Source organism: Kordia sp. (genome assembly GCF_045105435.1).
GTDB lineage: Bacteria > Bacteroidota > Bacteroidia > Flavobacteriales > Flavobacteriaceae > Kordia.
Genome location: NZ_JBGCDL010000077.1, coordinates 1 through 22,013 on the forward strand (window position 1 = coordinate 1; position 22,013 = coordinate 22,013).

General features: G+C 32.8%; 16 protein-coding genes. 15 read left to right on the forward strand and 1 reads right to left on the reverse strand.

Features of this window, described 5'->3' with window-relative positions:
- The 5 genes from AB8B65_RS03590 to AB8B65_RS03610 all read left to right on the forward strand — a co-directional run.
- The coding region (locus tag AB8B65_RS03590) for a polysaccharide lyase family 7 protein (protein WP_405299488.1) at positions 1 to 586 on the forward strand (586 nt) is incomplete at its 5' end.
- A gap of 167 nt (positions 587 to 753) precedes the next feature.
- Entirely contained in the window at positions 754 to 1,455 is a 702-nt protein-coding gene (locus AB8B65_RS03595; RefSeq protein ID WP_405299489.1) for a FadR/GntR family transcriptional regulator, read from the forward strand.
- Positions 1,456 to 1,651: 196 nt separating this feature from the next.
- Positions 1,652 to 2,998, forward strand: coding sequence for an MFS transporter (locus AB8B65_RS03600; RefSeq protein ID WP_405299490.1), 1,347 nt, complete (start codon positions 1,652 to 1,654; stop codon positions 2,996 to 2,998).
- A gap of 33 nt (positions 2,999 to 3,031) precedes the next feature.
- On the forward strand, positions 3,032 to 3,793 hold the full coding sequence (locus tag AB8B65_RS03605) for an SDR family NAD(P)-dependent oxidoreductase (protein ID WP_405299491.1): 762 nt from the start codon (positions 3,032 to 3,034) through the stop codon (positions 3,791 to 3,793).
- A gap of 491 nt (positions 3,794 to 4,284) precedes the next feature.
- Positions 4,285 to 5,523: a polysaccharide lyase family 7 protein gene (locus AB8B65_RS03610; RefSeq protein ID WP_405299492.1), complete on the forward strand. Its 1,239-nt coding sequence runs from the start codon at positions 4,285 to 4,287 to the stop codon at positions 5,521 to 5,523.
- A gap of 138 nt (positions 5,524 to 5,661) precedes the next feature.
- Here AB8B65_RS03610 and AB8B65_RS03615 read toward each other — a convergent pair whose 3' ends face one another.
- Complete coding sequence (locus AB8B65_RS03615; RefSeq protein ID WP_405299493.1) at positions 5,662 to 6,681, reverse strand: LacI family DNA-binding transcriptional regulator; 1,020 nt, start codon at positions 6,679 to 6,681, stop codon at positions 5,662 to 5,664.
- Positions 6,682 to 6,829: 148 nt separating this feature from the next.
- Here AB8B65_RS03615 and AB8B65_RS03620 point away from each other — a divergent pair, with 148 nt between their 5' ends.
- From AB8B65_RS03620 to AB8B65_RS03665, 10 genes are all read left to right on the forward strand, one after another.
- The gene (locus AB8B65_RS03620) at positions 6,830 to 7,870 is read left to right on the forward strand and encodes a PfkB family carbohydrate kinase (protein WP_405299494.1); all 1,041 of its coding nucleotides are present in this window, start codon (positions 6,830 to 6,832) and stop codon (positions 7,868 to 7,870) included.
- Between the two features lie 100 nt (positions 7,871 to 7,970).
- Positions 7,971 to 8,639: a bifunctional 4-hydroxy-2-oxoglutarate aldolase/2-dehydro-3-deoxy-phosphogluconate aldolase gene (locus tag AB8B65_RS03625; RefSeq protein WP_405299495.1), complete on the forward strand. Its 669-nt coding sequence runs from the start codon at positions 7,971 to 7,973 to the stop codon at positions 8,637 to 8,639.
- Positions 8,636 to 9,172 (forward strand): LacI family DNA-binding transcriptional regulator, encoded by a 537-nt coding sequence (locus AB8B65_RS03630; RefSeq protein ID WP_405299496.1) that lies wholly within the window; start codon positions 8,636 to 8,638, stop codon positions 9,170 to 9,172. Before AB8B65_RS03625 ends, AB8B65_RS03630 begins: the two co-directional genes overlap by 4 nt.
- Before the next feature lie 704 nt (positions 9,173 to 9,876).
- Positions 9,877 to 12,105: a tetratricopeptide repeat protein gene (locus tag AB8B65_RS03635; RefSeq protein WP_405299497.1), complete on the forward strand. Its 2,229-nt coding sequence runs from the start codon at positions 9,877 to 9,879 to the stop codon at positions 12,103 to 12,105.
- A gap of 9 nt (positions 12,106 to 12,114) precedes the next feature.
- On the forward strand, positions 12,115 to 14,310 hold the full coding sequence (locus AB8B65_RS03640; protein ID WP_405299498.1) for a tetratricopeptide repeat protein: 2,196 nt from the start codon (positions 12,115 to 12,117) through the stop codon (positions 14,308 to 14,310).
- Positions 14,307 to 15,044, forward strand: a complete 738-nt coding sequence (locus tag AB8B65_RS03645) for a LytR/AlgR family response regulator transcription factor (protein ID WP_405299499.1) — start codon at positions 14,307 to 14,309, stop codon at positions 15,042 to 15,044. Before AB8B65_RS03640 ends, AB8B65_RS03645 begins: the two co-directional genes overlap by 4 nt.
- 141 nt (positions 15,045 to 15,185) lie before the next feature.
- A complete protein-coding gene (locus AB8B65_RS03650) occupies positions 15,186 to 15,431 on the forward strand; it encodes a hypothetical protein (RefSeq protein WP_405299500.1) in 246 nt (81 codons plus the stop codon).
- Between the two features lie 368 nt (positions 15,432 to 15,799).
- The gene (locus AB8B65_RS03655; RefSeq protein ID WP_405299501.1) at positions 15,800 to 16,765 is read left to right on the forward strand and encodes a hypothetical protein; all 966 of its coding nucleotides are present in this window, start codon (positions 15,800 to 15,802) and stop codon (positions 16,763 to 16,765) included.
- Positions 16,766 to 16,775: 10 nt separating this feature from the next.
- Positions 16,776 to 19,001, forward strand: a complete 2,226-nt coding sequence (locus AB8B65_RS03660) for a S8 family serine peptidase (protein ID WP_405299502.1) — start codon at positions 16,776 to 16,778, stop codon at positions 18,999 to 19,001.
- A 36-nt stretch (positions 19,002 to 19,037) separates the two neighbouring features.
- Positions 19,038 to 21,521: a T9SS type A sorting domain-containing protein gene (locus AB8B65_RS03665; protein ID WP_405299503.1), complete on the forward strand. Its 2,484-nt coding sequence runs from the start codon at positions 19,038 to 19,040 to the stop codon at positions 21,519 to 21,521.
- Positions 21,522 to 22,013 lie beyond the last annotated feature (492 nt).

The window sequence follows — 22,013 nt, forward strand, 5'->3', positions numbered from 1 at the left end:
GACTACCGCTAATACCAAATACTCACGTTCAGAATTGCGTGAACAAATGGAACCTGGTAACAACAATGTAAATTGGACATTTAAGCAAGGCGGTAAAATGAAAGGTAAATTGGCCATTGATGAGGTTTCTCGTGACAAAAACGGAAAATATCACAAAGTCATAATCATGCAAATTCACGGGCGACTTACAAATGCGCAGCGCGATTTAATAGGACAAAAAGACAACAATGCACCACCAATATTAAAAATATATTGGAAAGATGGTAAAATTCGTGTCAAAACAAAAATTCTAAAAAATCGAAATGCTTCTGATGAAGAATTGCTCCATGAAGATGCTTGGGGAAATGATGAAGGATTTACATTTAAACAAAAAGTTGGCTTCAAAAAATTTCGATTAGAAGTCAGAGTCAGTGAAGGAAAAATGACAATAGTGCTAAACAATAACGAATTCAAAACCTATGAAAACATTCACATGAAAAAGTGGGGAATCTTTGAAAATTATTTCAAAGCAGGGAATTACTTTCAATCACGTGACGAAGGTTCGTATGCAAAAGTTCGGTATTATACGCTAGAAGTAACACATTAATAAAGAAGTTAATTTAATTTGGATTGAAGCTTTTTGCTGGATTTTACTGGTCTGAAATGGATCAGTAAAATTCAACTAAAGATTTCTTAAAATGTTAACGTGTATTCTTTATTAATTTTTTAAATTTAAACATACAAATCTGGTTAACCAATTACAGTCGCTAACGTATGAAATTAGATATAGTAACAAAAACAGAAACAGAAGACATTCAGAAAAATATTATCTCGAAAATTCGAGATTTGATCAATTTGAAAAATCTAGAACCAGGAGATAAACTTCCATCCGAGCGTATGCTCTCTGAAAAGTTTGAAGTTACACGTAGCAATGTGCGAGAAGCAATTCAAAAATTGGAATTTTATGGCTTGCTAAATTCAATTCCGCAAAGTGGAACTTTTGTAGCAAACATAGGAGTTACAGCAATGAACGGAATGATTGAAGATATCTTGCGTTTAGAAGAACCTGACTTTAAATCTCTCGTAGAAACTAGAATTTTACTAGAATTAAAAACAGCGCGTTTAGCTGCCTTACGAAGAACAGACGAAGACCTTCTAAAAATGAAACAAGCGTTGGATGCTTATACTAAAAAAGTACTCAACGGAGAAGATGCTGTACAAGAAGATTTACTATTTCATCTAGCTATTGCTAAAGCTTGTGGAAACAGTACTATGAATACATTCATGCTCATCATTACACCAGAAATCATTACCAATTTTGAAAAATACCATGTGTGTGACAAAAATTTAGCACAATCAGGTATTAGAGAACACCAAGAAATTTTTGATGCAATAAAAGATCAAAAACCGCAATTGGCGAAACAAAAAATGAAAGAACACTTTAAAATATTATATCAATACTGCTATAATGTTTAAAAAAAGTCACTGACAGTTTTGAAAATGCACGACTTCAAAATTGACAAAAAAATAGGAGGGAAGTAATTTTATAGATAGAAACGTAACAACATTTCTTCACTGTACAATTACGCCAAAAACAAAGAGCAAAACTGCTCTAACAATCAACATACATACTTGTCATTACAAGTACTTGTATAGTTTACACATACCAAATATGAAAATAAAAGGTTTACGATGGTGGGTTGTAGGATTAATAGCTTTGGCTGCTGTTATAAATTACATAGACAGACAAGCTTTAGGAGTCTTATGGCCAGATATTGCTGAATCTATGTTTCCTGACATGGATGCAGATGGTAGAAAAAAAATATATGCTTGGATAACAAGTAGTTTTGTCTTTTTCTATGCCGGAGGTCAAGCACTTTTCGGAAAAATATTTGATTGGATAGGAACAAGAATTGGATTCGCAATCTCCATTGGCGTATGGTCTGTAGCAACTGCTTTACATGCTTTTGCTGCTGGCGCATGGACTTTTGCTATTTTCAGATCCATTCTAGGTTTAGCAGAAGCGGGTAACTGGCCAGGAGCCGCAAAAGGAAATGCTGAATGGTTTCCTGCAAAAGAAAGAGCATTTGCGCAAGGCTTGTTCAACTCAGGCGCAGCTATTGGAGGCATTGTAGCCATTCCTTTAATTGCCTTTATGACTGTACATTTTAGTTGGCAAATGATATTTGTCATCGTTGGTATTATTGGTTTATTATGGTTGCTACCTTGGCTATTTATCGTAAAAGCACCACCAGAATACCATCCAAATATTTCTGAAGAAGAAAAAAAATACATACTAAGTGGGCAAATCACAAAAGATGAGTCAGGAGATGTATCTGAATACAATCCAACTACAGGTCAGTTATTTAAACACAAAGAAAGTTGGGGAGTTATACTAGCTTCTGCTGCAATTGATCCTATATGGTGGTTATTTGTTGCATGGATACCAATTTATCTCAATGGTGTTTATGGAATGGATGTTAAAACGATAGGTATTTACGGTTGGGTTCCTTATTTAGGTGCAATGTTAGGTGCATGGTTTGGAGGTCTTTTAGCACAAAATAGAATCAAAGTTGGATGGAGTATAAACAAAACGCGAAAAAGGGTCATAACTCTTGGATGCTTAATAATGTTTCCTTCCTTCTTCTTACTAATCGATCCAGCTGCCTTTGCTTCTGTATTTAATTCGATATTTGGTTTCTTAGGAGCTAACATGAATTCGCCAACAGCAGCAGTAATCATAATGGCTATCATCTTATTCGGTTTTCAAACATCAATTGGAAATGTACAAACCTTACCAAGTGATATGTTTAGCAAAAAATCTGTAGGAACATTGTCAGGATTTGCTGGAATGGCTGCTAAATTAGCTGTATTTGGATTTACAATATTAGTCCCTTGGCTGACAGAAGGAGAAAATTACGCGCCAGCATTTTATGTAGGAGCAGGACTTACAGCTGCAGCATTATTCGCTGTTTGGGTATTAATTCCTAAAGTAGAAAAAGTAAAGGAAACAAATTAAAATAATTGATAAAAAATAAAATAAAAATATAACATGAGTAATAAAGGAAAAATTGCAATAGTTACTGGTGCTACAGGTGGAATCGGTTATGCAGTAGCAAAAAGATTAGGTGAAGACGGATATACTGTTATACTAAACGGAATAAACGACGAAGCCGGAGCAGAAAAATTAAAAGAATTAACAGACGCAGGAATTACTGCCGAATATTACGGTTTTGATGTTACTAAAGAAGATCAAGTAGCAGAAAACATCACCAAAATAGGTGAAAAATATGGTAAAATAGATGTGCTCGTAAATAACGCTGGTGGATTGGGTGGAAGATCTCGTTTTGAAGAAATGACTACCGAGTTTTATAGAAACGTAATGGCATTAAACCTTGATTCTGTATTCTTTGCTTCAAGAGCCGCAATACCATATCTTAAAAAAGGAGCACATCCTTCAATTATTAACTATACATCAAATGCAGGATGGACAGCTGGTGGACCAGGAGCAGGAATCTACGGAACCTCAAAAGCAGGTGTGCACGCCATTACAAGAGCATTGGCAAAAGATTTAGCTGAATACGGTATTCGATCTAACGCAGTATCACCAGGTACAATTGATACGCCATTTCACGCACAAATAAAATCAACAAAGCCAGAAGTTTTTGCTTCTTGGGCAAACAATATTATGTTAGGACGATTGGGACAACCAGATGATGTTGCAGGTGTTATTTCGTTCCTAGCAAGCAAAGATGCTTCATTCATAACAGCAGAAACTATCCAAATTGGTGGTGGACAAGCTTTAGGAATCTAGTACAAAGGATAAATTTTATTTTCAAAATGAATAAGCGTTATTGTTTTTTAGCAATAGCGCTTATTTTTTTTTGGAATAATCAAGCAATTAATACAGTATTTAAAAGTGTTTTTTTCCTTTATACGATCTATCTTCAGAGTTTAAAAGAAATCTTCCACTTCGTATTCTTTAGAAGAAATCACTTTCTAAATCTTCAATATAAACTTCCCTCAAATAGATAATCCTGCTCTGTAATTAGCTCAAAAAGTCAGTAAATAAAGCGTTTTTTAGGTTTGATGGATCTTTAATATCATTGTTAAATATTGTATAGTAATCATGTTTTATTGTGAAATTCTCAGTTCTTTAATATAAAAATTCTCAAGTTGATAATAAACCTTAATTTTTTCTATATATTTGATAAACCAGATTGGTAAACCAAAGTGGTTTACCAAAATCACAAACCAATAATTAACTTTAACCAAAACAAAATGAAAAACAAAACAAAACAAAAAATGAGCTCATATTTTGGGGTAGCTATGCTTTTCTTTATTGCTTTCACGGTAAGTTGTACAACTGATGTTATTTTAGATGAAGAAATTCAAGCTGAGAAAGATCCAGAATTAATTGCAAAAGTTTCAAACGGACAAATAATATCGTTAAAGGCAAACAATAACAAATATGTTTCTTCGGAAGATGGTACAAAAGATATGATTGCCAACAGAACTTCGATTGGCGATTGGGAAAAATTTACTGTAGTCAATGTAGGTTCTAAAAACGGGAATGATCTTATAGCACTGAAAGCAAGCAACAACAAATATGTTTCATCGGAAAATGGTACTAAGGATATGAGAGCAAATAGAACAGCAATTGGTGCTTGGGAAAAATTTGAAGTTGTAGAACTTGGTTCTGCAAGTGGCAATGAATTGATTGCACTCAGAGCAAATAATAATAAATATGTTTGTTCGGAAAATGGTACAAAGGATATGATCGCAAATAGAACAGCAATTGGAGCCTATGAAAAATTTCAAGTGATCAATAATGGCGGAAGCACTAGTTCTGTAGGTACATTTAACTTTACTAATATACAAATTGAGACTACTAAAAGTTGCTCAGGCAGTACAAGCACTGTTTCTAAAAATGCGACAGATACTAATAATACAAATGGAGGTTCAAATGATAGTTACTTCATAGGAAAATATCAACTCAATAGTGATGGATCTTATAAATTAACAAGTTGTAAGCAAAGTGGTAGAAGAACAGAATGGAAACAAAAGCCAGGGCAAGAAGCTTCTTTAAACACAACGAGAACAATGACGTACAAAGCAAGTTTTAGCGATTATCCATCTGACGGAGTTACCATTGCGCAGGTTCATAACAGAGGAGATGCAGGAAGACCTTTATTGCGCGCAGAGATTAAAAATGGAAAAATAAGATGTTATATTACAACTACCTATGTTAAAAATCAAGGTTCTACTTATGAAACTACATTACAAAGCTATACAGCAGGAGCAGATTTAGACATGAAAGTAGAAATAGGCAACAATCGCGTTAAATTTACCGTAACCACTGGTTCGGTTACAAAAACAGCAACCTACACTACAAATAATTCTAACATCAAAAAAGTAATTAATAGCAAATGGTTTGACAATGGTGTAAAGGATGATTTCTATTTCAAAGCAGGTGTATACAATGATTCAGGTGATGGATCTAAAACACCAGATGCTATTTTTAAGTCTTTTGTAATCAATTAAACTAAAAACATACGCATACTAATACAAGTATCTATTTTGTAAATTAGCGATAAAAAGGATTCGATTAGACAATTTAATCGGATCCTTTTTTGATATACTCTTACAATTTTCTATCAATTGAACCCTTAAGATAGTTCCTTACTTTCGAGAAGAATCACGTGCAATCAACGCTGCATCTAAAATAATTTTATTCAGCGTTTGTGTTACAGTTTCCATCTTCACACGTTCCAAAAAAGTTTGGGCAGCCAACTGACCAATTTGCGCACTATGTTGATTAATACTGGTAATTGTCGGTGTTACAAGTGACGTAAAAGGTTCGTTTCCAAAACCAACCATACAAATATCATTAGGGACACTAATATTTTTTTCTTTCAACAATTGCAATGCGCCCAAAGCAGCATAATCTCCCGCAATATATACAGCGTCAGGCGGATTCTCTAACGCTAGTAACTCTTGCATTTTTAACTTTCCATCTTCCAATGTCAAGCTACTTTCAATCAATAAATCATCTTCGTGTGGCAAATTATATTTGTGAATAGCATCAATATAACCTCTAATTCTATTATTAAAAATACGCGTATGTCTAAAACCGCCAATATGCGCTATACGTTTGCATCCTTTTGAAATAAGATGTTCAACAATCATAAAACTACTATCGTAATCGTTAATTCCGATATAATCAACGTTCAAATCATTCTCACCTCTATCAAACAATATCAATGGAATTCCTTTCGATTTTATCTTTTCATAATACGACAAATCCACAGTTTCATTCGCCATAGAAGCTATAATTCCATCCACTTGCGTAAAAAGTAACGTGTCAATATTGCTACATTCTTTCTGAAACGATTCGTTTGATTGTGTAATAATAATATTATAACCTTCCTTATTTAAGACTTCTTCTATATTCTGAATAACAGACGAAAAAAAGTTACTACTCGTTCTTGGGACAATCACGCCAACTAAATTGCTTTTTCCTTTTCGTAATGCGCTTGCTAAATGATTGGGCTGATAATTTAATTCCGCAGCAACACGCTTTACCGCAGCTTTGGTTTTTACACTAATTCTGGAATCGTTATGAAGTGCCTTTGATACCGCCGCAGGAGAAATATTCAAAACAGTAGCAATGTCTTTTATCGTAGTTCTTTTTTTTTTCACTTAGTTTTTATATATTTGCTTAAACGATTAAGCAAAAGTAGTTTTTTATCGTAAATAATCAAAACAAACACGTTTTGATTTATTTTTAAGGATTTGGTTAAACGTTTAAGCAAAATAGATATTCTAATAATTTTAAGACACTATAAAAATGAGTAAAGTAGTTACTTTTGGAGAAATTATGCTTCGTTTAGCACCTCCTGGATTTTTAAGATTTTCACAAACAAATAGCTTCGACGTTGTATATGGCGGAGGAGAATCTAACGTAGCAGTTTCGCTAGCTAACTATGGAGTTGATGTTGATTTTGTAACACGTTTGCCTGATAATGATATTGGACATTGCGCCATGATGGAAATGCGAAAACGTGGCGTTGGCGTAAACAAAATTGTTTGGGGAGGCGATCGTTTAGGAATCTATTTTTTAGAAACTGGAGCCGTAAGTAGAGGAAGTAAAGTTGTATATGACAGAGCACATTCTGCCATTGCTGAAGTAAAATCAGGAATGATTGATTGGGATACTGTTTTTGATGGTGTAAAATGGTTTCATTGGACAGGAATTACACCCGCAATATCACAAGGAGCTGCAGATGCTTGTTTAGAAGCTGTAAAAGCAGCGAGCGCCAAAGGAATTACAATCTCTACAGACTTAAATTACAGAGCAAAACTTTGGAAATATGGCGGAGATCGTGAAGCAATTATGACAGAACTCACTTCGTACTGTGACATCATTTTAGGAAATGAAGAAGACGCAGAAAAACACTTCGGTATTCACCCAGAAGGATTAGATGTACACAAACACGGACACGATGTAAAAGCAGAAGCATTCTTATCTGTTTGTAAACAAATGATGGAAAAATTCCCAAGAGCACAAAAAGTAATAACGACATTAAGAGGTTCCATATCAGCTTCTCACAATACGTGGGCAGGTGTTTTATATGATGGAACAAAAATGTACGAAACGCGTCAATATCAAATTACAGATATCGTAGACAGAGTTGGTGGTGGAGATTCGTTTATGGGCGGATTAATTTACGGATTGCTAAAATACCCAGAAGACGATCAAAATGCCTTAGATTTTGCAGTAGCAGCATCTTGCTTAAAGCATACAATCAAAGGAGACGCAAACCTATCAACTATTGCAGAAGTAGAAAAATTAATGGGCGGAGATGCTTCAGGAAGAGTTGCACGATAACAGGTTAATCGTTACAAATAATACGTATACTAATCTGTTTAATTTTCAATTCAATATTAAAATAATTCCGTTTTCACGGGAATAAAAAATAAATTATTTAATGGCACAATATTCAAGACTCGAAGTAGCACATGTAATGAAGGAAACAGGATTGGTTCCGCTATTTTTTAATGACAATATAGAAGTAAGTAAAAAAGTACTCAAAGCCTGCTATGATGGCGGCGCTCGTTTACTAGAGTTTACAGCACGTGGCGATTTTGCACATGAAGTTTTTGGCGAATTGACAAAGTATGCCATTGCAGAACTCCCAGGAATGATCATGGGAGTTGGCTCAGTTACCGATGCAGCAGCAGCTTCTTTGTACATGTCGCTTGGCGCGAATTTTATCGTAACGCCCGTATTGCGAGAAGACATTGCCATCGTTTGTAACAGACGCAAAGTATTATGGTCGCCAGGTTGCGGATCGTTAACCGAAATCGCAAAAGCGGAAGAATTAGGTTGCGAAATTGTAAAATTATTCCCGGGTGGAATTTATGGACCAAACTTTATCAAAGCCATAAAAGGACCACAACCTTGGACAAGCATTATGCCAACAGGTGGTGTGGCTCCAACAAGAGAAAACTTAGAAGGCTGGTTTAACGCTGGTGCTACATGTGTTGGAATGGGCTCAAAACTCATTAAAAAGGAAGAAAACGGAGAATTTGATCTGGAAAAAATTAAAACAACAACACAAAATGCACTTCAGATTATAAAAGAATTGAACGTATGAATCTTTCGCAATCTTCTGTAATTACATTAAAAGAATTATCGCAACTTTCGGGTTTTTCGATCTCTACTGTTTCAAAAGCATTAAATAATAAATTTGATATTAGCTTAAAAACAAGAGAAGTCATACAACAAATAGCAAACGAACATAATTATGTTCCAAACACGTACGCTATAGGTTTACGAAAAAGGAAAACCCAAACAATTGCGGTTATAATTCCGCAAATTAACGATGCTTTTTATAGTTGCTTTTTACATAATATTGAAAAAATAGCCAGTAAGCTTGAATATAGAATATTACTGTTTCAATCTTTTGAAAAGAATAGTAAAGAAAAAGAATATTTGCAAAAAATTTACGATGGTAGTGTTGATGGAGTTATCATTTTATCGACCAATACTATACACACAACTGTTGATGGCGATAGAACGAAATTACCAATAGAATTTATTAAAATCTCCAAGGAATATAAAGAAGAAGAAGAACTTAAAAAAAGTTGTATTCTAGGGTTTCATAAACTGCTTAATCGAATACGATAGATACTTTTTTGAATTTTCAATCATTTCAAAATTAGCTAAATAAAGCACTTTCCATATTTATGATTAAAGAAAATTTTCAGCATCAGAAATAAAACAAACTTATCTGATAATTTCCATTTTTTGTGATTCTGTATTAAGTCAAATTTGTGAGTTTACTCTCAGGTATTATAAAAGGTGCTAATTTTTGATACATAATTTAATATGTTAGAGAAGAGGCTATCTGAAAAGTCGCAATTTCGTCAAACCGAACTTGATTCGGTTTCTCATAACAATTGATAATCAGTTTTATGAGATACTGGATCAAGTCCAGAATGACGGCTTTTAGAACTTTTAAGACAGCCTCTTTTTTGTATACATCACTAAACATTACTTGTAACAGTACCGTATTCTTTTCCATACAAAAACGCTTATCAATTAAAACACGACACTTATGTCTTGAAGATGCGCTAAAATAAATTGTTTATTTTCTAACAGAACGGTATTATATATATTTATCAAAATACCTAAACAACAACCTAAAAAAGCTATTTCTTCTGCAACTCAAATGAGTAAAACGAATCAATACTTTCACAATAATATTATTTGTACATGTGTTATGATAAAAAGTAATATCAGTTATAATTTTGAAGACTTATTTTCTTCTAAAAATCAATATATTTAGCATGTACAATCTTACTTCCTCAAAAACCTATAAATTACGGCCTATGAATTTTATTACTAAATGTACACTCTTTTTTTTGTGTCTTATATGCACTATAGTCAGTGTCAATGCCCAAAACAAAGTAATTGACAGCTTAGAAAACGTATTAGAAATTCATAAAGAAAATGATTCAATAAAAGTAGATTTACTAAATAAATTGGCTTTAAGATATAAAAGTGTAGCTATTGACAAATCAGAAAAAAAAGCGCAAGAAGCCAATCGTTTAGCAATAAAAATAAAATATACCAAAGGTGTTGCGAAAAGCATTTTGATATTGAGTAAAATACACATTGTAAAAGCTGAATATAAAGAAGCTGAAGACAAAGCTCTCGAAGCGCTCGAATTGTTCAAAAAAACAGATAACTACAAAGATATTATCGCTGTTTACAATACATTAGGAATGATTTCGGGTACTAAAAATAAACCTGATGAATCCTTAGCGTACTTCAAGAAAAGTCTAACTATTGCGAAAAACAATAATGACTTTGAATATCAAGGTTTGATGTTGACTAATATTGGAATTACATTCTATAAAAGAGGCGATTTTGATGATGCCGTTGCTTACTATAAACAATCAATTGAAATTTATGAAAAACTAGGAGATAACCAAGAGATTGCAAAAACGCTAGGACTTTTAGCGGTCGTATTAACTATACAAGGAAACTATGCGGAAGCTTTAAAATATTTCAATGGCGCTTTAGTCGAATACCGAAAAAACAATAATAAACGAAGAATAGCTTCAACGGTCCAGAATATGGGTATCCTTTATGCGGAAACAGGAAAGTACAAGGAAGCATACATAAATTTCAACGAAGCATTACAACTATACAAAGAACTTAAATATAAATATGGCATCGCCACCACATTAAATAGTATTGGAGATGTATATAGAGAATCAAAAGAATATAAAAAAGCATTACAGCATTTTACGGAGGCTTTAAGCATCAATAAAGAAATCAATAATATAGAAGGGCAAATTACAAACTATGACAATATAGGAGTGCTACATTTTACATTAGAGCAGCCCAAATTAGCTTTGGATAACTATAAATTAGCACTAAATTTAAGTATATCTAATGGAAGGAAACATTATACTAGCTCTTGTCACATATATGTTGCAGAAGTATATAATGTGTTAAAAAATTATACAAAAGCCTTGTACCATGTAAAAGAAGGAAAAAAAATAGCGGATGATTTGCAGTTACTTCCCGATCAAAAAAAAGCGAGTCGATTATTGTCCGAAATTTATGAAGCTACAGGTAAATACGAAAAATCGTTAAAACAACATAAGCTTTATAAAAAGTTGAACGACAGTATTTTCAATAAAGAAAATATTCAAAAAATTACCGCAGTAGAATACGAATACAAATACAAACAAGAACTAGATGCTGCAAAAATTAAAGAATTAGAACTTGCCAAAACAGTAGAAGTTACGTCATTAGATTTAGAAAAATCGCAACGAAACTTACTTATCGGCGTCATTATCTTTTTAGCAACGGCGCTAGTAATGGCAGCTATTATCTTTTTTATGAAATTAAGAAATGTAAAAACGAAAGCTCAAAATGTAGTGATTGAACAAAAACTCTTGCGTTCGCAAATGACACCTCATTTTATATTTAATTCGCTATCAGTATTGCAAGGAATGATTTTGAATAAAGAAGAAAAAGCAGCTGTTTCTTATCTGTCAAAATTCTCAAAACTCTTACGGAAAATCTTAGAAAACTCACGATACAAATCAGTTTCACTTTCCGATGAATTGGCTGCGATTGATAGTTATATGGGATTGCAGAATTTAGATGTAAATCCGCCTTTCAAATTCACACTTACAGTTGCACCAGAAATTGATACAACAGCAATGAAAATTGCGCCAATGCTCATTCAACCTTTTGTAGAAAATGCTATAGAACATGCGTTTCCAACTCAAAAAGAAGCCAAAGAAATTACGATAGATCTTACTTTTACGAATAAAAGACTAAAATGTACAATTACGGACAATGGAATTGGCATAAATATGGACGAAGTAAAAACTCAAAAAAACAAAAAATCACTAGCAACAGCTATTACTTCCGAACGTTTAAAAATACTCTCTAAAAGTTTTAAAAAGGAAGGTTTTATAACTGTAAAAAACAGAAAAGAATTGGGCGCACAAGGAACATTGGTAAGCATAGAAATTCCTTATTTATTAGAAGAAATAGAACCGCTAAGAATAAGTTTGCCAGAAAAAAATAAGTAACAACACGCTATGAATTATATTTATAAATATTTACTTCTTACATGTAGTTGTATCCTTTTTACAACAACGATACATGCGCAAAAAAAAGTGATTGATAGTTTAGAAATCGTATTAAAAAATCATACAGAAAAAGATACTACAAGAGTAAATATTCTCAATAAACTGGCAATTTATAGCTATCGAAACGACTATTCAAAAGCGATTGAATATTTGGAGAAATCGGATGCAATTACCAACATTATTGATTTTAAAAAGGGAAAGGCTAGAAGCTTGTATGTTAGAGGAATTGCAGAAATGATTCAATCAAATTATGACAATTCTATAAAACATTTAGAAGCTTCTATAAAAATTTTTAATGCCATAAATTTAAAAGAAGAAATTCCTTTTTCTTTAATAGTAATGGGCGCTGTTTATTACCACCAAGGAGAAAGTGAAAAGGCGTTGGCTAGTTATAAAAAGGCACAGCAGATTGACGAAACTCTTGGAATTAAAAAAAATATTCCTACATATCTTCTGAACATAGGGAATGCATATACAATTTTAGGAAAATATAAAGAAGCATTAGTAAATTATGAAAATGCCTTAAAAATTTTTACAGAAAAACAGAATACACGAGCAATGATAAGCTGTTTTAATAGCATTGCTAATATTTATTTTCAACAAGGCAACTACCACGTATCATTAAACTACCATAATAAATCATTGTCTCTTGCTGAGCAAATGAAGGAATCAATAAGCATTTCAACATCATTAAATAATATTGGACTCATATACAAACAACAAGAAAACTTTGACAAAGCACTTGAGTTTTATAATAGAGTACTTGTTGTAGAAGCAAAGCATAAGAGAAAAAAATACATAGTAGTTGTAAAATTGAATATAGCGAGTATTTATATTGAACAAAAAAAGTATGAAGCAGCTATTAAAATTTTAGAAGAAACGCTAAATCTTAGCAGAGAAATAAATGCACAACTTCAAATTGTTTCCTGTTTAGATAAACTAGGAGTTATTCATTTATTACTTAAAAATGACCTTGTTTCTTTACAATACTTTGAAGAGACAAAAAAGATAAGTCTTAAAAATAAGTACCAATCATCGTTAGGTTCTTCATATTTTGGATTGGCAAAAGTATACCTGTCACAAAAAAAATACAATAAGGCATTAAATAACATCTTAAAAAGTCTTGAAATTTCTGAAAAGCTCAATATTTTACAAAATCAAAAAGATGCACACGAAGTACTTTCAAAAATATACAAAGCAAACGGGCAATACAAAAAGGCATTTGAAAGTCATCAACAATTTAAAAAGTTAAACGACAGTCTTTTTAATAAAGAAAACATTCAAAAAATTACTGCAATAGAATTTGAATACAAATACAAACAAGAACTAGATTCCGCAAAAATAAAAGAATTGAAACTTGCAAAAACAGTAGAATCTACCTCATTAGATTTAGAAAAATCGCAACGAAACTTACTTTTCGGAATCATAGCCTTTTTAGCAATTGCCTTAATAATGGGCGCTATTATCTTTTTTATGAAATTGAAAAATGTAAAAACGCAAGCTCAAAATGTAGTGATCGAACAAAAACTATTACGTTCACAAATGACGCCGCATTTTATATTTAATTCGCTATCTGTCTTGCAAGGAATGATTTTAAACAAAGAAGAAAAAATAGCGGTTTCCTATCTGTCAAAATTCTCAAAACTATTACGAACGATTTTAGAAAACTCACGGCACAAATCGGTTTCACTTTCCGATGAATTAGCTGCGATTGATAGTTATATGGCATTGCAAAATTTAGATGTAAATCCGCCTTTCAAATTTACACTTACGGTCGCGTCAGAAATTGATACAACTACAATGAAAATTCCGCCAATGCTCATTCAACCTTTTATAGAAAATGCTATTGAACATGCGTTTCCAACTCAAAAAGAAGTCAAAGAAATTACGATTGATCTTACTTTTACGAATAAAAGACTAAAATGTACAATTACGGACAATGGAATTGGCGTAAACATGAATGAACTACGAACTCAAAAAAATAAAAAATCATTGGCAACAGCCATTACTTCCGAACGTTTAAAAATTCTCTCTAAAAGTTTTAAAATGGAAGGTGCTGTAACTGTAAAAAACAGAAAAATACTTGGAGAACAAGGAACATTGGTTACTTTAGTAATTCCGTATAAAATTGATTCGTTACCATGAAAGCTTTAATCGTAGAAGACAAAGAACATATTAGAAAAGCACTCCTTCATTTACTAGCTTCCATAACAAACGAAGTAACGGTGATAGGCGAATGCGAATCGGTAAGGGAAGCCGTTATTGTTGCAAATGCTTGCAAACCCGATTTAATTTTTTTAGACATTAACCTCACCGATGGAACAGGTTTTGACTTTTTAGATGCAACAGAACAACTAAACTTCAAAGTCATATTTATTACTGCTTATGAAGAATTTGCATTACAAGCATTAAAAATTGGCGCGGTTGATTATCTTCTAAAACCTGTTGACGTTGACGAACTCAAAAAAGCTTTAGACAAAGTAAGCAAGCTCTCTGTAGTAACGCAAAAGGAGCAAATAAAAACGGTAAAAAAAGTATTAAACCATACGGATGAAACTTTAATACTATCACTTCAAGACTCTTTTCAAGTAATTGATTTAAAAGATTTAATGTATTGCGAATCGGACAAAGGATACACTACTTTTTACTTGAACGATGGCAAAAAGCACTTGGCTTCAAAATCGATAAAAGAGTTTGAAGCGCAATTAATACAAAACTCATTCACAAGACCGCACCAATCATTTATCGTCAATCTAAAATTCATTGAAAAATATGATAAATCGGGAACCATTCATTTAAAAAATGGAAAAAAAATACCTGTTTCATCCCGTAAAAAAGATAACTTCTTAACTCGTTTTTTCAACAGAAACAAGTCATAACAGACACTTCTTTACTTTTTCTTCAAAACGTTTATTTACGCAAACGCATCGCTTTTTCCTTCAACACACTCAGAAATAGATTCGCTATTTTTTCATAAGTGAATACATCCTACTTTTATTTCAATAAATAGGATAAGTACAATGGAAAACATCAAATCAAAACTAGGTTCAGCAGGTCTCTTACTTGCGGCTTTAGGCATCATGTCTATCATGCTATCAATTTTTAATTACAACATACGATTACTTGCATGGGTTGACGTATGGGGAAACGCAATGGGTTGGGTAATTAGAATTCTTCTCATACTTGGAGGCGCAATATTGTACTTCTTTTATGGAAACTATGATGAAGAAGAAGAAAATGATCAACGTACACAAACGAAAATATAACGATATCACATTAACAGTAACATTTTAATTAAAACCACAAATTATGAAAAAACAAAATTTAAAAAGTTTGAAACTAAACAAGAAGTCAATTTCAAGCCTAGAAGTGACAACTATTTAAGGAGGAAAATTCACATGGATTGTTAATACTGAGTGTTGCGATAGTAGAAACCCACGTATCTGTCAAGTACCAAAATCAGCAGAGTGCGTCCCTGTTACAATAGTTGGATGCTAGTTTTTTAGCGAACATCAATACTCTTAAAAGCGAACTTCGGTTCGCTTTCTGTCTCTCTATTTTAAAAATGTACATATACAATTAGAGATCCTTTAAAATATAACACACCATTTTTAATATTAAAACCATTATTCTTATGAAAACAAAAAACGAATTACTTTTAGTCGTATGTTTAATTTTAGCAAACTTTACCTATTCGCAAACCAATGCACTTCCTTCTAGCGGAGATGTTGGTATTGGAACTTCCACACCTGCAGGAAAACTAGATATAAATTTAGGAGGCAACTTTCACACGAAAGAAGCTGGTGTTAGAATAACAGTTCCAAACGCCGTATTAACAGATGGCGCAAATGATAACACTAATGAAAGTATTTTTGAAATTAGACGTGATATTAGTGGAAATCTACCTGGTCCTATTTACAATACACAATTAATCCTAAATCATCAAGGAAGAGTTGGAGTTGGAATTGAAAATCCTAGAAGTAAATTACAGGTTCATGATGGTAGAATCCATATTACAGGAAACAATTCTTTTGGAGGGCCAATGCTTCTTTTTGGAGGTACGGAAAACAATGCACCAAATGGACAATGGGGAATTGAATATGTGTCTGGAGGTATTTCAGGACTTAACTTTTGGAAACCTGATGGAAGTACAAATGGAAATAATGCAGGTGGTTTTGGAAACTATTTTATGTTCTTGGCTGATGATGGGAAAATCAGTATGGGACTTGACCCAAATAATCCAAATAATTTTCCAAGAGCTACTTTTTCAGGAGATTATAACTTATACGTAGGAACAGGAATCTTAACTGAGAAATTAACTGTAGCACTAAGATCTACTGATGATTGGGCAGATTATGTTTTTAAGGATGATTATAATTTATTGCCACTAAATGAAGTTGAAAAACACATCAATGAAAAAGGACATTTACCAAATGTTCCTAGTGCAGAAGAGGTGACTCAAACTGGAATTAATGTAGCAAAAATGGATGCCAAACTATTAGAAAAAATAGAAGAACTTACACTATATGTTATTCAACAGCAGAAAGAAATTAAACAACTTAGAAGCTTAATTGAAACCTCTACAAAGAACAAGCAATAACTTTAAAACTATGAAACAAATTATAAAACATGTTATTAGTGCTGTCTGTATTTGTTCTTTCGCTACAACCTTTGGTCAGACTCCTGATGAAATTGAAATTATAAAACAACAAACCAATGTTGAATATCTCAAGACATTAAGTACGGAATTTGAAAATCAATATCGTTCAGACAAAAGAAGAGCTTTGGAAATGGGATGGCCAGAAAAAGTGGTATTACCTAGCGGCAAGACATTGCATTTACAAGGAATGCTTGATGCTGAAACACCACTTTATTACACTACAACCAATAGAGAAGCAGGTATTACAACACGAGCAAATAAACTATATTCTGGTGGAGGTTTAGGGCTTTCAGTACATGGAGAAGGTATGACAGCTGGTGTGTGGGATGGTGGTGCCATAAGAGAAACTCACGAATCGTTTGAAAATAGAGCAATACAAATGGATGGCGCAGTGGAGCCTACGATGTTGACTAACGGGTATGATCATGCAACACATGTAACAGGTACTGTAATTGCATCAGATCAGTTTGAAAATGGAAGCGTAAGAGGAATGGCCTTTAAAGGAAATGTTCATGCTTATGATTGGAATGGTGACAACGGAGAAATGGCCGATGCTGCATCTAATGGATTACTATTATCCAATCATTCTTATGGTCAGGTTTCTTTTTTTGGTAACGGTACGCCTATTGCTAATTATCGTTTTGGAAAATATACTAGTAGTTCTGCAAAATGGGATGAAATTATGTATAACGCTCCATTTTATCAAATTGTAAAATCGGCAGGAAATGATAGAAATGAGGATTCAGACTATGGCTTTCATCCCCAAACTCTCAATAAAGGAGGGTATGACTTACTAAAAGAAGAAAGTGTTTCTAAAAACGTTTTAGTTGTAGCTGCAACAAAAGAAGTATCTGAATATAATAACTCAGATTCTGTTAGTATGACTGATTTTAGTAGTTGGGGTGCAACAGATGATGGAAGAATTAAACCCGATATAGCTGCACAAGGACTTAACGTAAAGTCATCATCTGCAGAAGGAGATGACGCTTATAATTTTAAAAATGGTACTTCTATGGCTGCGCCAAGTGTTACTGGTACGTTATTATTGTTACAACAACATTATATGAATACGTATAACACTTTTATGAAATCGGCAACTTTAAGAGCATTGATTATTCATTCTGCTAATGAAGCTGGAGATGACCCAGGACCGGATTATAAATTTGGATGGGGATTGATGAATGCAAGAACAGCAGCAATAATTATTTCTAATAATCAAGATAAATATTTTATTAAGGAAAATACTTTAGAAAATGGAGCTACAGATATAATACGCATACTACCAGATGACAATTCTTGGGGAGCATATATTGAAGCAACTTTGGCTTGGACTGATCCTGAAGGAGTTCCTATTTCTGGTAATGTAGCAGATGATATGACGCCTATGTTGGTAAACGATCTTGATATACGAATTACCGATGGTACTACGACCTATTATCCATGGAAATTAGGCGGGCTTTTTAATCTCCATGGAGCAGCAACTATGGGAGATAACAGAGTAGATAATGTTGAAAAAATTCAATTTTACTTACCGCCATCAATGATTGGTAAAGAATATACTGTGCAAATTTCCCATAAAGGATCTTTACAAAATGGCCATCAGGATTATTCTTTAATTATTACAGGAATCAAAAGAAAGGAGTGCCCAGAAAACCTTTTAATCTCCACAACTGTAAATGCAAATGAAATTGATTTGCATAATGCTAATATAAAAATTGAAGCCAATAATACTATTGCAGCAAACGGAGTGGCTATCTATCATGCAGGACGCACTGTTGAGTTAACAAATGGTTTTAAAGCTGATGCTGGCGCAAAATTTAAAGCATACATTGAAGGATGTACTAACGTTTTTAAAAATAAGTATGTAACGCCAAAAGAAAGAAAAGTGGTTACGTATGATATAAAACGTAGTGATGATTTAGAAATTAAAAAAGGAGATATACGACTCTATCCCAATACTACAAATGGTTTAACAACGCTATATCTTGACTCTTTTGATGAAAATAAACCCAATTATGATGTAGAAGTGTACACTTTGGAAGGACGCAGAATGAAATCTTTTAAAATGACAAAACAAACCGCTCAATTTGATATTAGTGATTTAAGTAGTGGTTTATACTTAGTTAAAGTGATAAATGGAAATACCATGTACACTAAAAAGTTGATAAAAGAGTAAATGACACAAAAATTAGTATTTAATCATATATAAATTATGAAAAAAAAATTAACGATAATCATCTTATTAATAGCTGTAAAATTCTGTTTTTCACAACAACAGGAATACTGGTTCTTAAATAATCAAACTGTAGATGTTACAAACAATCAAACTGTGCCTAACACTTTTGGTAATAATACAGATCCTGAATCAGTAACGAATGCTATTTACGATCAAAATGGAGATGCAGTGCTTTACGTGAGTAATTATGCAGTTTATAGTCCTTCTGGGTTAATAGGATACATAACACCTCAAAATGCAGCTTGTGTAAATAAAGGGAATGAAGTGGAAATAGTTCCTGTGCCTGAATCTCCATGTGAATATTATATAGTATTCAATGCGTATGTTTCTGGTCCAAATCCAAATTGTCCTTGCTGTTTTCCTCCTATCCACGCTTTTTATGCTACCGTTGACTTATCAACAAATGGATCGGGTTCTATAGTAAATATCCAAGAATTAACACCTAATGCAACAGGAGAACGTTGTAATATTGCTATAGCTAAAGAGAACAATAATAAAAGGAATCTTTATGTAACAACGAGCTCAAATATTTCAAAATTTGAAATATCTTCTAATGGAATTGCCTTTCAAAATAATATATACTCCGATATTCTGACAGCTCAAGGAGAACTAGATTTATCGCATCAAGAAGACAAACTGGCAATTAATACGAACAATGGTCTTAAAATAATTCACTTAAATAGTAATGGAAATTTAGACATTTTTTCAGGAAATCAAGGAAATGGAGTGTCTGAATACGGGATTATAAGTAGTTTTATACCTGGAACTGAATTTTCTGTAAATGGTGATTATTTATATTATTCAGATGATAATGACATCTATCAATTAGAGTTAGTTTCTGGAAGCAATACTACATTTAGCACTGTCACTTCCGATTATAGTCATTCTCAGTTAGAATTAGGTTTTGATCTAAATATTTATGCTATCTCAAACAATAATGAATTAGGGCAGATTTTAGGAGTCAATACCAATACGCCTTCATTTAATCCAAACTACCTCAGTGTACAAGCTGGTGTTACAGATGGATCTTATAATATTAAAACGTTACCAGATCAAGTAGATGGTGCAGATTACAGTACCTTTTTTCAAGATTGTTGTATTAATAACGATATTGTTATTAATCTTCCAAGTACTATATCTGTGTGTGATGGCACTTTTGAGGAAATATGCGGACCAATAGCTCCTAGTGGTTCTACCTATAATTATCAATGGTATAGTACACAATACAATCCTTTTCCAACATCTGTATTAGAAGGAGAAGAAATGTGTTTTACGCCATCTCAGTTAGGAATACATACATTAATAGTTACTGATGAAAATGGATGTACAGCCAGACATACAATTAAAATAATAGAAGGTCTTCCACAGCCAGATTTAGGAGTTATAGATTGTGAGCAAGTTCCAATCAGTAATATCAACATACTAAACCAAGGTTTTGACAATCCTGATTATACAATAACTTGGTATCATAATAATCAAGTAGTACAAGTAGGAGGCGAAACATTAATGATGACTATTGCACAAGGTGAAATTACTGTAACCATATCTGTAGACGGTTGTGAACCTGTTTCAGATACCACTGAAATATATTGCTGCCCAGAAGATTTAGAAATTATTATGAATTGTGAAACAGGAAAATTAGAAGTACAAAACATACCAAACAACATCACTATAAATACGATGTTCTGGGATTTTGGCTCTCAAACTCTACCCAATTCAAATAGCAGTACATTTCAGCCAACTGAAGAAGGTGTATATTCTTTCGGAATTATCTTCACGTTCCCAAATGGAGAAGAATGCCATCATTTTATCCATTACGACTATAAAGAAGATTACTGTTGTGAAATTACCGGATCTCAAGCAGTAGCCAGTTTATCAAATGTAACTAACTATTACAATGTACCTCACACGCCATATGGCCCAATGGAAATTCCAGCCCTATGTGAAAGAGTTACACTTGATGGTTCTCTGAGCACTTGTGAAGATGCATATTATATTTCAGTAGCTGCATTTGATCCTGTTTCTTGGAGTAATGATCCAACAGTAACTCCAAATCCTATTTATCAAGGATGGACGCAAGGACAAGCACCAAACAACATAGAGTTAACACAGTCTCCTTTTAACTTGGTATTTGATAATCAAACATTTTACATGATACAATTTGCTGTAGGGCCAGACTGGGATGCTGAATATATGCTGTTTTGGTATGACTGTAACGTAAAAAGAAAAATGATCATTACACCAAACCCAACTCAAGGTGAATTTACAGTTGCGATGCTAAATAATGAAAAAGAAAGTTCTTTGGAGGTATTCGATTTCTCTGGAAATATGATCGTTAAGAGCTCGGTTTATGGAGAAAAACCTACAAGCCTTAATATTTCTAGGGCAAAACCAGGAGTTTATTTTGTGAAAATATATATTGATGGAGAAGTATACACTAAAAAAATAATCAAAAATTAAATCTAAAAATCAAATTATAACAAAATGATTTAGTGTAGTAAACTAAGTAAGTTTTAATTTAAAAGAACTACAATCAGGAATTTACTTTGTAAAATTTAGACTAAAAATAAAATCGCCTCATTAAATACAATGAGGCGATTTTTAGTTGTCATATTCAACTAGGAAATGTATCAAAAATTAATTTCTTGGTCGATAATGTGTATTTATATTATTAATTTCTCTTTCAATTTCTAGCGGGTCAACATACATGTTTTAAACATTTATCTTATTAACGAACACTACTTACTAGCTTTACTATCAATCTTAAAAATTGGCTTATTTTTTTATTTCTTACGTAGTAGCGTTACGATCTCTTTTTGTCCAGCTCGACTCATTACAAATTGTAAAGTATCCTTAGCTAAATTTTTTATTTCAACGCCAATTTCTAACTTATCTTTTGGTGTTGAATAAAGATTTCCGTTTTCAATTCGGTACACACCTGTTTCTTCAAGT

Excerpts from the sequence above, each read along its gene's own strand:
- AB8B65_RS03655 (WP_405299501.1), top strand. The coding sequence starts at position 15,800 with ATGAAAACAAAAAACGAATTACTTTTAGTCGTATGTTTAATTTTAGCA.
- AB8B65_RS03595 (WP_405299489.1), top strand. The coding sequence starts at position 754 with ATGAAATTAGATATAGTAACAAAAACAGAAACAGAAGACATTCAGAAA.
- AB8B65_RS03605 (WP_405299491.1), top strand. The coding sequence starts at position 3,032 with ATGAGTAATAAAGGAAAAATTGCAATAGTTACTGGTGCTACAGGTGGA.
- AB8B65_RS03660 (WP_405299502.1), top strand. The coding sequence starts at position 16,776 with ATGAAACAAATTATAAAACATGTTATTAGTGCTGTCTGTATTTGTTCT.
- AB8B65_RS03665 (WP_405299503.1), top strand. The coding sequence starts at position 19,038 with ATGAAAAAAAAATTAACGATAATCATCTTATTAATAGCTGTAAAATTC.
- AB8B65_RS03650 (WP_405299500.1), top strand. The coding sequence starts at position 15,186 with ATGGAAAACATCAAATCAAAACTAGGTTCAGCAGGTCTCTTACTTGCG.
- AB8B65_RS03610 (WP_405299492.1), top strand. The coding sequence starts at position 4,285 with ATGAGCTCATATTTTGGGGTAGCTATGCTTTTCTTTATTGCTTTCACG.
- AB8B65_RS03625 (WP_405299495.1), top strand. The coding sequence starts at position 7,971 with ATGGCACAATATTCAAGACTCGAAGTAGCACATGTAATGAAGGAAACA.
- AB8B65_RS03640 (WP_405299498.1), top strand. The coding sequence starts at position 12,115 with ATGAATTATATTTATAAATATTTACTTCTTACATGTAGTTGTATCCTT.
- AB8B65_RS03635 (WP_405299497.1), top strand. The coding sequence starts at position 9,877 with ATGAATTTTATTACTAAATGTACACTCTTTTTTTTGTGTCTTATATGC.
- AB8B65_RS03620 (WP_405299494.1), top strand. The coding sequence starts at position 6,830 with ATGAGTAAAGTAGTTACTTTTGGAGAAATTATGCTTCGTTTAGCACCT.
- AB8B65_RS03600 (WP_405299490.1), top strand. The coding sequence starts at position 1,652 with ATGAAAATAAAAGGTTTACGATGGTGGGTTGTAGGATTAATAGCTTTG.
- AB8B65_RS03645 (WP_405299499.1), top strand. The coding sequence starts at position 14,307 with ATGAAAGCTTTAATCGTAGAAGACAAAGAACATATTAGAAAAGCACTC.
- AB8B65_RS03630 (WP_405299496.1), top strand. The coding sequence starts at position 8,636 with ATGAATCTTTCGCAATCTTCTGTAATTACATTAAAAGAATTATCGCAA.